The following is a 12,230-nucleotide window of genomic DNA, read 5'->3' as shown; positions in this document are numbered from 1 at the left end:
CTTGTCTTCTGCGCCCCGCCCCTTAGCCGAGCGCCGCCTGAACATCCTTGCCCCATCCCAGATAGAGCGTGCCATCCACATCAATCAGCGGGCGCTTCATTAATGTCGGATGCAGCTGCAGCAACTCCAGCGGTGCCTTGGCGCGGTCTTCCTCGTCAAGGTTTCGCCATGTGGTTGAACGCGTGTTCAAAATTCGCTCGCCAAAAGCGGTATGCGCTGCCTCCAAAACAGGCCCCGGCACCCCCTCTGCGCGCACATCCACGAACTCTGCATTACTCAATACTTTCAGCGCCTTGCGGCAGGTATCACAAGTTTTCAACCCATAAAGCTTCATGTCTTTCCCTGTCCTTAAGAGAAGTTTCACACAATTTACGGTGGAACTCTGCGGAAAATCTTTGATTTTTTCAGACCCCGTGCCACAGTATTAATGGTCCAAGGGCAACGCCGCAGCAGGTGCAACAATTTCTCGCTGCATCGCGGCATTGGCGAACCTTGGGCTGGGATACATTGAGCATCCATGAAGTGAAGTGCAAGTAAGAAGGAGACACGGGACATGCCAAGCGGCACCGTGAAATGGTTCAACACCACCAAGGGGTATGGTTTCATTGAACCGGACGAAGGCGGCAAAGATGTGTTTGTCCACATCAGCCAGGTTGAACGTTCCGGTCTGACCGGCCTGAGCGACAATATGAAAGTCGGCTACGAGCTGACCGAAGGTCGCGATGGTCGCCAAATGGCCGGGGATATTCGCCCGCTCTGATTTACATCGCTGATTTCATCAGTTGATTAGAAATTTCGCTGCGCCCCATCCGACCGTTTTCAGGCCGTGGGCGCAGACGCAGCTGCTCCTCTTATGACCGGACCAGCGGTCAGCCCGCGCAAAGCCTCAGCGCTGCGCGGAGAGGAGTTTTTTCCGCCTCGCCCCAAGCCCCCCCCGTTTCAGCCGGGTTCAGGACAGGTTTAGGCCCCGTTTAGGCGTGTCGGCGCAGGTATTCGACCATCAGACAGGCCGGGTCCTGGCTGCGCAGGTGCTGTTTTGCAAGCACCTCCCAGTTGTCCGGGTCGAACTCCGGGAAGAACGCATCCGCCTCTGCGATGTCCAGATCCACTTCGGTGATCACCAGACGGTCCGCCAAGGGCAACATCGCCCGATAGATCCCGGCGCCACCAATGCCATAGATCCGCGCATAGCCCTCTGCACGCGCCAGCGCGATGGCCTCTTCCACCGACGCCACAACCGTCTCGGCCGCATCCGAATTGGAAGACACCACGATATTCAAGCGATTTTTCAACGGCTTAAACGGCAAGCTGTCCCAAGTGTTGCGGCCCATAATAATGGCACCGCCCAGCGTTTCGCGCTGGAACGCCTTCAGATCTTCGGGCGCATGCCAGGGAATGTCATTGTCTTTGCCAATCGCCCCATTGCGCGCCCGCGCCACCACCAGTGAAATCATGGCCTCTGCCCTTCTGTGCTGCCTGCTGCGCCGTACCTAACGGCAGGCGCAATGCGGGGCAAGCATCGCGCCGCAAAACGGGATCACACCGAATTTACGCAGGTGCGAAACTTCCGCCTTGCTATTTCCGATTCTTTTTGTCAGTTATTGCAAAAATCAGGCCCAGTCACATCCACAGGATCAGCCCGGCCCCGCGTTTTATCCGCGCCCAACCTCGGGGCGCTGTGCAGGCAAAAAGGGCAGATCACAATGACACGTGCACTGAAAAAGAAATCGCTCGATAGCGCCTCCCCGGTGGCGCCGCGTCGCCCCGTCTTTAACGGATGTGATGGCGATCTGGCGACCTCAGCTCTGCGCCCCCGCACCTTGCATGAGGCAGGCGCGGATTGGGCAGACGCCGCCGCGTTGAACGTCATCCGCATTATCTTCGCCGGCATCACCGAAGGCGACCCCCACGGCTGGATCGCTGCATTTGACGTGGCCGAAGACCTGTTCGACGCGCGCAATGGCCCGCAAGTGGCCACGCTGGCTGGGAAAACCGTCCGCGCCATCCGCCGCAACCGCCGCGGTGGGTTTCGCTTTAACACCCCCTGCTGCGCCAGCTGCGCCAAACATCTGACCGAAGAAGAGGCCCTGACCCTCGGCGCTTTGCGCGCCCTGCGTCAGCGCCAGATCGGTCTGGCCGAAGCCGCGCTGATCCAGCTGTGCGATGGCGGCGACACCGGCGAGGTCACCCTTTGGATGCGCGAACTGGCGCTGGCCCTGCCGCCCCTGACCGCGCCGGTCGCGGCCCGACTGCATTGACCCGGAAGGACAGCAAATGACCCGCACAGAGCCAAGGCCCGCGCCCACCGACCAACCGGTCAGCACACTGGGATGTGATCCGTTCGAAGAAGGGCTGCTGCCCGTTGTCCGCCATCTGATGGCAGGGCTGCGCGGCGGCTGTTCCCGCGCCCCATATCGGGCGCAGAAAATCGCGGCCGAACGCTGGGGAGAGCCAATTGGCCTGCCAGCGGCACATTATATGACAAACCTTCTGGCTGCCGTGCTCGACTGCCGCGGCGCAGGTTTTCTGGTCCAGGATCCCTTTGCGCTGGACGCCCGTGCACGTGTCACCGCAGACGAGGCGCTGCTGTTGACCCTGATCCACCAGATGCGCCGCGACCAGACCCCGAACGCACGCGAAACCGTGTTGCACCTGTCGGGCGGCACCATGGACCCGCATGTGATCCGCGCCGGGCTCACCTTTGCAGCCCGCTTCCCTGCAGGCAGCGGACCTGCGCGCAAAAACACCGCCGTCCCCCGCCTGCAACTGGTTGGATAGACGCCAATTCATTTCGAAGGGACCATATATGCCCGTTGACTGGACAAAACCCGCCCCCACCCCACGCCCCCGACGCAGGCAGTCGGATGCGCTGACAGAACTGGATTTCGGCAGCACCGGCGCATTTGAACTGGAATGGCTCATAGACTGGGCAGAACGTCCACGACCGTCGGCCTCTCAGCCAAAACCGCCTGTCTCCAACAGCTAGGTTGCAGTATTAGTTTCAAGTGAACGTCATATAGGCTTCATATGAGCGCCCTACCTCTAGGCGCATGAAGCAGACATCGACTCAGCCCAAACCCATTTCTCAGGCCCCCGCCACCGCGCGCCAGGCTCAGATCGCGGAAATCGTCCGCGATCAGGGCCATGCCAAAGTGGACGATCTGGCCACCCAGTTCAGCGTCTCGACCCAGACCATTCGCAAAGATATCAATGCGATGTGCGAAAAAGGTCTGCTGCGCCGCGTCCACGGCGGGGTAGAGCTGTCGCCGACCACAGCGGATCACTATGACCTGCGCCGGGTGCTGAATTTCTCGGTCAAACGCGAAATTGGGCAGGCCGCCGCGGCGCTTATTCCCAATGAGGCCACCGTAGCGGTGTCGATCGGCACCACGCCGGAACTGGTTGTGGCCAGCCTTGGGCAGCATCACGGGCTGCATCTGTTCACCAACAACCTGCAGGTCGCCATGACCGCGCATCGCTTTGAAGGTGCGGAAATCACCATCCCCGGCGGGCGCCTGCGGCAGGCCGAAGCCGATATTGTCGGCCCCTCGGCGGTGGCTTTCTTTGACAGCTACCGGTTTGACATTGGCCTTTTTGGCGTGGCCGCCGTCAGCCCGGATGGCGCGTTGCTGGATCTGTCCGAAGAAGACGTGCACTCGCGCGAGGCCATCTCGCGCAATGCCGAAACCCGCATTCTTGTGCTCGACAGCTCCAAATTCACCCGCAAGGCCCACGCCTGCAGTGGCCATATTACCGACGTCGAACATGTGGTCTGCAACAGCCGCCCGCCCGAAGCGCTCTGTGCGATGCTGGACGCGGCTGGCGTCAATCTGGTGATCTGTAACGAGGCCCCGCAATGAAACACGACCTTGCGCAGGCCACCGGCCAATCCGTCACCCTGACCGGCGTCACCAAATTCTGGGGCGACACCCAGTCGCTGCGTGGCATTGATCTGTCCATACCGGCAGGCAAATTCACCGCCATCCTCGGCCCCTCGGGCTGCGGCAAATCCACCACGCTGCGCGCGATTGCCGGGCTCGAGACCGTGACTGACGGCGCGGTCTGGATTGGCGACCGCGAGGTCACCGCCCTGCCCCCCGCCAAACGCAACCTGTCGATGGTGTTTCAGAACTATGCGCTGTTTCCCCATCTGAGCGTGGCGGAAAACATCATCTTTGGCCTCAAGGTGGAACGCCTGCCCAGCGCGGAACGCAAAAAACGCCTTGGCGAAGTGGCGGAACTCTTGGAGCTGACGCCCTACCTCGACCGCAAGCCTGCCGCCCTCTCCGGTGGCCAGCAGCAGCGGGTGGCCCTGGGCCGCGCGGTGATTTCGCGACGCCCGGTCTGCCTGATGGACGAACCGCTGTCGAACCTCGATGCCCGCCTGCGGGACGAGATGCGCCGCGAAATCCGCCGTCTGCAGCAGGCCTTGGGGTTCACCATGGTCTATGTCACGCATGATCAGACCGAGGCCATCACCATGGCCGATCAGGTGGTGCTGATGAACGAAGGCCGCATTGAACAGGTCGCCGCCCCGCAGGACATCTACCGTCGGCCCGCCACCCCCTTTGCCGCGCGTTTTATTGGCACGCCGCCGATGAACCTGTTGCCCGCACGTGCTTTTGTGGGTCGCCCAGACGGGATCCCCGACAGCCTTCTGATCGGCATCCGCCCCGAGGTCCTGAGCCTCTGCGACACCGGCCCGCTGGCGGCCGTGGTCAAAGCCGTTGAATTCCTGGGCGCCGATACGCTGCTGGAACTCAGCACCGGCGCCCATGCGTTTCTTGCCAAACTGCCCGGCGCGCGCCGCTTTGCCCCCGGGGATGCGCTGCGCCTCAGCGCCCGGCCCGAAGACATCCACCTGTTTGACACCAATACTGCCGCCCGGGTCGAAGACCCCGCGCTGGCCAGCCTTTTCGCGCAGAGCGCCACATGAGCGCCCGCCACACAGATGCCCCGAACGCCTCGGGTGCTGCCTCGCCGGACCAAACCGGCGCCTGTCCCATGGGAGAAGAACAATGATCTCGAAACTCAAAGCCGCTGTTGCCGGTCTGGCCCTCATGGCCTCGCCTGCGCTGGCCGTCGACCTCGAATTTTACTTCCCGGTCGCGGTTGGTGGTGCTGCAGCAAACACCATTGAAGAGCTGACAAACGAATACATTGCCGCCAACCCCGGCGTGAACATCGACGCGATCTATGCGGGCTCTTATCAGGATACCGTCGCCAAGGCCCTGACGGCGGCACGCGGTGGCAATGCGCCGCAGCTGTCGGTGATCCTGTCGGTCGACATGTACACCCTGTTCGACGAAGACCTGATCCACGCCTTTGACGACTTTGCCACCACCGACGAAGACAAAGCCTGGCTCAAGTCCTTCTACCCTTCGTTCATGGAGAACTCCATGATCGACGGCAAAACCTATGGCATCCCGTTCCAGCGCTCCACGCCGGTTCTGTATTACAACAAAGAAGCCTTCGCTGAGGCGGGCCTGACCGACGCGCCTGCCACCTGGGAAGAAATGAAAGATTACGCTGGCAAGCTGACCAAAAAAGACGATGCCGGCAATGTCACCCAATGGGGCGTGCGTATCCCGTCCTCTGGCTTCCCCTACTGGCTGTTTCAGGGTTTGACCACCTCGAACGGTGCGACCCTTGTGACCGACAATGGCACCAAGACCAACTTTGACGATCCCAAAGTGGTCGAAGCACTGGAATACCTTGTGTCGCTGTCCAAAGACGGCGTGATGGCACCGGGCATCATCGAATGGGGCGCAACGCCCAAAGCCTTCTTCGAAGGCCAGACCGCAATGATGTGGACCTCGACCGGCAACCTGACCAACGTGCGCAAGAACGCGCCCTTTGACTTTGGTGTGGCCATGCTGCCTGCCAACAAACGCCGCGGCGCGCCCACCGGTGGCGGCAACTTCTACCTGTTCAAAGGGGGTTCTGACGAAGAAACCAAAGCGGCGTTTGACTTTATCAAGTGGATCTCGCAGCCGACACAGGCCGCCAAATGGTCCATCGCAACCGGCTATGTCGCACCGTCGCCCGCCACCTGGGACAGCAAGGAAATGCAGGACTATGCGGCGGACTTCCCGCCCGCGCTTGTGGCCCGCGACCAGCTGGAGCACGCCGTGGCAGAGCTGTCGACCTATGAAAACCAGCGCGTGACCCGCATCTTCAACGATGCCCTGCACGCCGCCATCACCGGTGACAAATCCGCAGCTGACGCGCTGGCCGAGGCACAGGCCAAAGCTGACGCGGTGCTCAAAGCCTACCGTTAAGACCCCCAAGACGAGACGCGTGCGGCCCCTCGGGGCCGTGCGCACCCCTCGCGCCTTAAAGGACCACGTCAATGCAACGGAACTGGATCCACGCCTGGCTGCTTCTGAGCCCGGCTTTTGTCTTTCTGCTGGCCTTCACCCATATCCCGGCGGTGACAACCCTGTGGAACAGCCTGTTCACCACCCCGCGCGGGCGCAGGCCCAGCCGTTGGGCGGGTCTTGAAAACTACGAGACCCTGATCGCAGATCCGATTTTCTGGAAAGTCCTGAGCAACAATATCTGGTTTGCCCTTGGCACCATTCCGACCTCGATCGCCATTGCGCTGGCGATGGCCCTTTGGGTGAACGAAAAGCTCGCCGGGCGTGGTTTTCTGCGCATGGCCTATTTCACTCCGACCGTGCTGCCGATGATCGCGGTCGCCAATATCTGGATGTTCTTCTACACGCCGGGCTTTGGCCTGATTGACCAGATCACCGGGCGGTTTGGCCTGCCGCAGTCCAATATCCTTGGCCAGCCCGACACCGCGCTTTGGGGGGTGATGGCCGTGACCATCTGGAAAGAGGCCGGGTTCTTCATGATCTTCTACCTCGCCGCGCTGCAGACCATCCCCCCAAGCCTGATCGAGGCCGCCCGGATTGAAGGCGCAGGCCCCTGGACCATCTTTCGCCGCGTGACCTTCCCGCTGTTGATGCCCACAACGCTGTTTGTGTCGATCAATGCGGTGGTGAATTCCTTCCGCATGGTGGACCATATCTTCATCCTCACCGGCGGCGGGCCGGACAATGCCTCTTCGCTGCTGTTGTTCTACATTTACGAGGTCGCCTTCCGGTTCTGGGACACGGCCTATGCGGCGACGCTCACCGTGATCCTGCTGGCGATCCTTGGCCTGCTCGCCATTGGCCAGTTCTTCCTCTTTGATCGCAAGGTACACTACCGATGACCCTTAGTTTGACACGGGCTCTGAACCTGATCGGCGCATGGGCGCTGGCGCTCTTGTGGATCCTGCCGCTGGCCTATGCCGTCTGGACCGCCTTTCACCCCGCCGCATACGAGGCGCGCTTTGACCTCTTTGCGCCGCTGACGCTGGAAAACTTTGCCAAAGCTTGGGAGGCCGCGCCTTTTGCGCGGTATTTCCTCAATACCTTTGTGCTGGTCACCGCGATCCTGATCGGGCAGTTCATCCTCGGCACGCTGGCGGCCTATGCCTTTGCCCGGTTTGAATTCCCCGGCCGCAATATCCTCTTTGCGCTGGTGCTGGTGCAGCTGCTGGTGATGCCCGACATTCTGATCGTGGAAAATTACCGCACCATCCGCGCCCTTGGGCTGATCGACACCATTGGCGCCATTGCCATTCCCTATATTGCCAGCGGGTTCGGCATTTTCCTGCTGCGCCAGACCTTTATGTCTGTCCCCAAAGAACTGGTCGAGGCCGCGCAGATCGAAGGCATGTCCACCCTTGGTATCCTGCTCAAGGTCTATGTCCCCCTCGCCGTGCCCACCTATCTGGCCTATGGGCTGGTGTCGGTCAGCCACCACTGGAACAATTTCCTCTGGCCGTTGATTGTCACCAATTCCGTGGAAACACGCCCGGTCACCGTAGGCCTGTCGATTTTTGCCTCAATCGACAGTGGTGTGGAATGGAGCGTGATTAACGCCGCAACCCTAATGACCTCGGGCCCGCTGCTGATTGCCTTTTTGCTGTTTCAGCGCCAATTCGTCCAAAGCTTTATGCGCGCCGGAATTAAATAAGGGGACCGCGCCCGCTGGCAACAGCAAACCTGCCACGATTTCAGTCGCTTGCGTAAATTCGTGCGCAGCCCCCACAAAAACACCCCGGTTCTGCGAAGAACTCGACGCAATGGCTTGACCAATAGGCCATCATAAGCGCAATATTATTTAACACGTATAAGTTGTTTTATTTGAATCTCACAGTTCAATAGGCCGGATGAAAGGAGGACGCGATGCGCGCACTTCGAAAAATCCTATTGGTGGAAGACGACGACTTTACCCGCTATATGATGCGCGAAATTATTGCCACGCTCGATATTCAGGCGGAAATTGCTGCAAACGGTCAGGAAGGTGTGGACCGGCTGATGGCCGATCCGGCCGACTTTGGCCTTGTGTTAATGGCCCTGCATATGCCGGTGATGTCTGGCATTGATGCAACCCGGATCATTCGCGCCACGCGGCCTGCGCCCCCATCCGACGTGCCAATCATCGCGGTGACCGCAGATGTGGCCTATCACAATGATGTGGTGATCTCGAAACTGGGGATGAACGGGTTTACGCCCAAACCCCTCACCCCCGGCCTGTTGCTGCATATGGTCGACAGGTTTTGCCAACCCGACCCGTCACAGCCGCGCTGACGCAGGACCGATCAGGATCTGGCCGGTCAGACGGCCACCTCACCCTTGATATGCGGATGGGGATCATAGCCGGTGATCTCGAAATCCTCGAATTTGAAATCAAAGATCGACGCGACATCGCGGGTGATCTTCAGCTGCGGCAGCGCCCGCGGGTCGCGGGACAGCTGCAGCTGCACCTGATCCATGTGGTTGGAATAGATATGCGCATCGCCCAGCGTGTGCACAAAAGACCCCACCTCATAGCCCGTCACATGCGCCAGCATATGGGCCAACAGCGCATAAGAGGCGATATTGAACGGCACCCCAAGGAACATATCCGCCGAGCGTTGATACAGCTGCAGATGCAGCTTGCCGCCCAGAATGCGCACCTGCCACATGGTATGGCACGGCGGCAGCGCCATTTCAGGCACATCCACCGGGTTCCAGGCCGACACAATCAGACGGCGGCTGTCGGGGCTGGTTTTGATCATCTCGACCAGCGTCTCGATCTGATCCACACCGCCAAAATCACGCCACTGTTTGCCATAGACCGGGCCCAGATCGCCGGTCTCATCGGCCCATTCGTCCCAGATGCTGACACGGTTGTCCTGCAGGTATTTGATATTGGTGTCGCCTGCGAGGAACCACAAAAGCTCGTGGATGATCCCGCGCAGGTACAGCTTTTTGGTGGTCACCAGCGGAAAGCCCTCGGCCAGATCATAACGCTGCTGCATCCCAAAGCAGGACATCGTGCCCGTGCCGGTGCGGTCACTGGACCGGACCCCATGGTCAAGAATATGTTGCAGGGCGTCGTGATACTGCTGCATGTGCTGGCCTCCTGAACCTCGTTCCTGCGGTGATAGCCCGCCACGATCTGCGCGTCGACCCTCGACATTTTGCGCAGCGATATTAGGTAGGAAGCAGCGCTTACAAAAATCCATTTTCACAGGGAATGCCACACATGCCGCTCAAATATCTGCACACCATGGTCCGCGTGAAGGATCTGGAGAAATCCATGGCCTTCTTCGAACTTCTGGGCCTGCAAGAGACCAAGCGTTACGACAGCGAAGCAGGCCGCTTCAGCCTGATCTTCATGGCCCCTCCCGGTCAGGAAGAGGCCCCGGTGGAACTGACCTACAACTGGGACGGCGATGACGCGCTGCCCTCCGACAGCCGCCACTTTGGCCATCTGGCCTATGAGGTCGATGACATCTATGCCACCTGCCAGCACCTGATGGACAATGGCGTTGTGATCAACCGCCCACCGCGCGACGGCCACATGGCCTTTGTGCGCTCGCCCGACAATATCTCGGTCGAACTGCTGCAGGCAGGCCCCTCCAAAGACCCGGCTGAACCCTGGGCCAGCATGGAAAACACCGGCCACTGGTAAAGCAGTCGCCTCTCCACCAACACCGGTGGGGAGGCTTTTTCTAGAAAGGCACCGACAATGAAACCCGCCTCCCTTGCCGAACGTCAGATCCTCAAAGCGAAGTCCGAAGGCCAGCTCGAGGGGCTCGTCGGCGAAGGCAAACCGCTCGACCGCAACGCCCGGACCGACAGCGACGCAGTGGGGCTGCGCATTATGGCGGATGCGGGTGCCCTCCCCCGCGAGGTCGAACTGCGCAAAGCGGTCGAGGCGCAGATCAAACATCTGTCCGGCATCACCGATGACGTCGCGCGCAAACAGGAAATGCAGAAACTTGCCGATCTGCAATTGCGCCTCAACATCGAAGTCGAGGCCCGCCGCAAGTTCTTTGGCGGCTAAGATCCTGCGCGGATGCGCTGGGACGGCCTGTGCATTTTTCTTGCGACGAAGCTTTTTTCTTCATCCAATGTCGCATCGCGGCGACCCAATTGTCAGAGGCGCGAAATTTGTGCTGCGAACAGATGTCAAGTTTGCCGAAAGAACATGAGCCCGCGTACCACGACCGCCCTGCGATTTCTGGACAGTGAAATCTTCTGGTCAGTGAAATCTTGGTGACATCGCGGCCCTTCTCGGTCGCCCTGTCACCGAGTAGAGCGACTTGCGCTCCCCTCTTATCGCCATCTGAAAAAAGGGGCGTCGTTGGTGCGCCTCCACTGTCAGTCCGGCACCCGTACCGTCAGGGTAAAGGCCACTTTCAGCTCTGGAAGCGCAAGGCTTTCGACCCCAATCATCGCCAGACAGGGTTTATCATGGCCCAGAAATTCCTGCACCAGCGGCAGGACAACCGCTGCCGCATCCACGTCCAGATCGGTGCCATAGCAGGTCAGCGTCACAATATCACAGCGCCGCGCGCCCAGTTCTCGCAGAACAACCTGAACGTTTTCCAGCGCAATCACGGTCTGCTCGGCCAGATCATCAGACGGAATGGACCCATCCGGGCAGATCCCGGCCTGCCCCGACACATGCGCAATGCGTCCGGGATCGACAATCGAGATTTGCGAATAGCCGTAGTCTTCGGTGTTAAACAGGCTGGCAGGGTTCAGACGTTGGATGCCGACGGGCATGGGGTACTCCAGTAAAAGAATCACAAGTTACGTGAAGGCCTTCCTGAACCACAAAGTCTCTCTGGCTACAAAGGCCAAAACACAAACATATCGTGCCACGGTCTTGGGCGATTGGCACCGGTTTGGAAAATTATCCTTTTGAAAGGCGCAGCTGGCCCTTTTCCCGCATGGGTTGCGCGTTTTCGCGCAGATAAAGATGACGCTGCGTCACAGTCTTTCAGGTTTTGAAATCCACATCCTGCAAAAAACGAAGCGCGGCCTGGAAACCAGACCGCGCCTTCGTTTGCCCTGACAGCTGGGCAAGAAACTCTCTAAAGGCTCTTGTCAAAAAGAGCTGCAGCGCCGCGGTTGCATTCTGCAACCTCCCCGATGGATGCCCCAGACCGCAAACTGCGGCAGGGCCTTCGGGTTAACAGTCTGTCCGGCAATGCGCCTTGGGGGAAGTGAGTGTCCACCTTGGGTCTGCATGCCTCTCTCGGTCAGCCTGTCTTGGATGAGGGAGCGTTTTCTCCCTAAAGGTGCGGCCTATCTGCGTTGACTTAGTAGATGTAGCGAATCTGGTCAGACCAGTAACGCTCCATCCGTTTGAGGGAGTTCGTAATGTCCTCGATGCCTTCAGCGGTAATGACGCTTTTGGCTTCAAGTCCCTCTGCGTGGCGGGCGAACAGCGAGGCCACAATATCGCGGATCTCGCGACCACGTGGGGTCAGACGGACACGCACAGAGCGGCGGTCAATCTCACAGCGCTGATGGTGCATATAGCCCATTTCCACCAGCTTCTTCAGGTTGTAGCTGACATTGCTACCCTGATAGTACCCGCGGGTCTTTAGTTCGCCTGCTGTCACCTCATTGTCTCCAATGTTGAACAGCAAAAGAGCCTGCACGGCATTGATGTCGAGAACACCAACGCGCTCAAACTCATCCTTGACTACGTCCAGCAACAGGCGGTGCAGTCGCTCCACCAGCGCCAGTGCGTCAAGATACCCAGTCATAAAGCCTTTGGCTTCTGTCTGGCTGAAGGGTCGTTCCATACTCATTCAGCATCTCCGAATCGAAATTGCTCAAGGCCAATTTGAACGAGAATCCCCAAGAATGAGTTAAACTGAATTTGCC

The 12,230-nt window shown here is 59.6% G+C and carries 16 protein-coding genes; 11 read left to right on the top strand and 5 right to left on the bottom strand.

Annotated elements, in window-relative coordinates; all coding sequences use genetic code 11:
• Positions 1-22: 22 nt before the first annotated feature.
• Positions 23-334 (bottom strand): ArsC/Spx/MgsR family protein, encoded by a 312-nt coding sequence (locus TRM7557_RS16255; RefSeq protein ID WP_058291276.1) that lies wholly within the window; start codon positions 332-334, stop codon positions 23-25.
• Between the two features lie 219 nt (positions 335-553).
• Here TRM7557_RS16255 and TRM7557_RS16250 point away from each other — a divergent pair, with 219 nt between their 5' ends.
• Positions 554-760, top strand: coding sequence for a cold-shock protein (locus tag TRM7557_RS16250; protein ID WP_058291275.1), 207 nt, complete (start codon positions 554-556; stop codon positions 758-760).
• A 211-nt stretch (positions 761-971) separates the two neighbouring features.
• Here TRM7557_RS16250 and TRM7557_RS16245 read toward each other — a convergent pair whose 3' ends face one another.
• Positions 972-1,454: a dihydrofolate reductase gene (locus TRM7557_RS16245; RefSeq protein ID WP_058291274.1), complete on the bottom strand. Its 483-nt coding sequence runs from the start codon at positions 1,452-1,454 to the stop codon at positions 972-974.
• Between the two features lie 249 nt (positions 1,455-1,703).
• On the opposite strand from TRM7557_RS16245, the gene TRM7557_RS16240 reads away from it, so the two are divergent.
• The 8 genes from TRM7557_RS16240 to TRM7557_RS16205 all read left to right on the top strand — a co-directional run bounded on the left by TRM7557_RS16240 (position 1,704) and on the right by TRM7557_RS16205 (position 8,648).
• Complete coding sequence (locus tag TRM7557_RS16240; protein WP_058291273.1) at positions 1,704-2,258, top strand: hypothetical protein; 555 nt, start codon at positions 1,704-1,706, stop codon at positions 2,256-2,258.
• Between the two features lie 16 nt (positions 2,259-2,274).
• Positions 2,275-2,778, top strand: coding sequence for a hypothetical protein (locus TRM7557_RS16235; RefSeq protein WP_058291272.1), 504 nt, complete (start codon positions 2,275-2,277; stop codon positions 2,776-2,778).
• A 272-nt stretch (positions 2,779-3,050) separates the two neighbouring features.
• Entirely contained in the window at positions 3,051-3,860 is an 810-nt protein-coding gene (locus TRM7557_RS16230) for a DeoR/GlpR family DNA-binding transcription regulator (protein ID WP_058291271.1), read from the top strand.
• Positions 3,857-4,936, top strand: a complete 1,080-nt coding sequence (locus tag TRM7557_RS16225; protein WP_058291270.1) for an ABC transporter ATP-binding protein — start codon at positions 3,857-3,859, stop codon at positions 4,934-4,936. The genes TRM7557_RS16230 and TRM7557_RS16225 overlap by 4 nt, the downstream gene beginning before the upstream one ends.
• Positions 4,937-5,018: 82 nt before the next feature.
• Entirely contained in the window at positions 5,019-6,281 is a 1,263-nt protein-coding gene (locus tag TRM7557_RS16220; RefSeq protein WP_058291269.1) for an ABC transporter substrate-binding protein, read from the top strand.
• A gap of 71 nt (positions 6,282-6,352) precedes the next feature.
• A complete protein-coding gene (locus TRM7557_RS16215; protein WP_058291268.1) occupies positions 6,353-7,222 on the top strand; it encodes a carbohydrate ABC transporter permease in 870 nt (289 codons plus the stop codon).
• On the top strand, positions 7,219-8,031 hold the full coding sequence (locus TRM7557_RS16210; protein WP_058291267.1) for a carbohydrate ABC transporter permease: 813 nt from the start codon (positions 7,219-7,221) through the stop codon (positions 8,029-8,031). Before TRM7557_RS16215 ends, TRM7557_RS16210 begins: the two co-directional genes overlap by 4 nt.
• Positions 8,032-8,243: 212 nt before the next feature.
• On the top strand, positions 8,244-8,648 hold the full coding sequence (locus TRM7557_RS16205) for a response regulator (protein WP_058291266.1): 405 nt from the start codon (positions 8,244-8,246) through the stop codon (positions 8,646-8,648).
• 26 nt (positions 8,649-8,674) lie between these two features.
• Here the strand turns inward: TRM7557_RS16205 and TRM7557_RS16200 are convergent, their stop codons facing one another.
• The gene (locus TRM7557_RS16200) at positions 8,675-9,454 is read right to left on the bottom strand and encodes a thymidylate synthase (protein WP_058291265.1); all 780 of its coding nucleotides are present in this window, start codon (positions 9,452-9,454) and stop codon (positions 8,675-8,677) included.
• Positions 9,455-9,588: 134 nt separating this feature from the next.
• Between TRM7557_RS16200 and TRM7557_RS16195 the strand changes: the two genes are divergently transcribed.
• Both TRM7557_RS16195 and TRM7557_RS16190 read left to right on the top strand, forming a co-directional pair.
• On the top strand, positions 9,589-10,017 hold the full coding sequence (locus TRM7557_RS16195; protein WP_058291264.1) for a VOC family protein: 429 nt from the start codon (positions 9,589-9,591) through the stop codon (positions 10,015-10,017).
• Positions 10,018-10,074: 57 nt separating this feature from the next.
• A complete protein-coding gene (locus TRM7557_RS16190) occupies positions 10,075-10,392 on the top strand; it encodes a DnaJ family domain-containing protein (RefSeq protein WP_058291263.1) in 318 nt (105 codons plus the stop codon).
• Positions 10,393-10,709: 317 nt separating this feature from the next.
• Here the strand turns inward: TRM7557_RS16190 and TRM7557_RS16185 are convergent, their stop codons facing one another.
• Both TRM7557_RS16185 and TRM7557_RS16180 read right to left on the bottom strand, forming a co-directional pair.
• The gene (locus TRM7557_RS16185) at positions 10,710-11,117 is read right to left on the bottom strand and encodes a RidA family protein (protein WP_058291262.1); all 408 of its coding nucleotides are present in this window, start codon (positions 11,115-11,117) and stop codon (positions 10,710-10,712) included.
• A 539-nt stretch (positions 11,118-11,656) separates the two neighbouring features.
• Complete coding sequence (locus TRM7557_RS16180; RefSeq protein WP_207382670.1) at positions 11,657-12,154, bottom strand: MarR family winged helix-turn-helix transcriptional regulator; 498 nt, start codon at positions 12,152-12,154, stop codon at positions 11,657-11,659.
• Positions 12,155-12,230: the final 76 nt, after the last annotated feature.

This window comes from Tritonibacter multivorans, assembly GCF_001458415.1.
Lineage (GTDB): Bacteria > Pseudomonadota > Alphaproteobacteria > Rhodobacterales > Rhodobacteraceae > Epibacterium > Epibacterium multivorans.
Note: the sequence above shows the minus strand (reverse complement) of the source record. Positions and strands in the feature narration are given on the sequence as shown.